Raw genomic sequence first — 538 nt, 5'->3', positions numbered from 1 at the left:
AGGTGCAACAGGGATTGCACACGCCATAGCACCCATAAATTGAGTTTGACCACTCGCAATCATGCCCACAGAGAATAGGAACGCGACCTTGTTGAATGGACCACCCATATCGAAGCCAGCCATACCACCAAGTACGATGCCTAGTAGAACGACGTTACCTGTACTCATGCTTGTTAGTAGCGCAGTCAGACCGTCCATTAGGCTTGCGATTGGCGCGCCGATAACGAAGATGAATAGACCGGCGATGAATAGCGAACCTGTGATTGGTGCGATCATGATTGGCACCAAAGGTTGGATGAATTTGTGGTAGTTAATCGACGTAATCCACTTCACGAAGTAACCCACAAGCAGACCTGCGATGATGGCACCGATAAAGCCTGTACCAGCGTCTGCACCGTAGAAAGAACCGTTGTTTGCAATCCAACCACCGATCAAGCCAGGAGCTAGAGCTGGGCGGTCAGCAATCGCGTAAGCAATGTAACCGGCAAGGATTGGGATCATCAGCGTAAAGGCAACCACACCGACATTGAGGATTTGG

General features: G+C 50.4%; 1 protein-coding gene. It reads right to left on the bottom strand.

Going from position 1 to position 538, the window contains the following annotated elements:
* A partial coding sequence (locus tag R7Q09_RS27940) for a fructose-specific PTS transporter subunit EIIC (RefSeq protein WP_318144181.1) occupies positions 1-538 on the bottom strand: 538 nt, incomplete at both ends.

It is taken from the genome of Vibrio sp. 2130-1, assembly GCF_033339515.1.
Note: the sequence above shows the minus strand (reverse complement) of the source record. Positions and strands in the feature narration are given on the sequence as shown.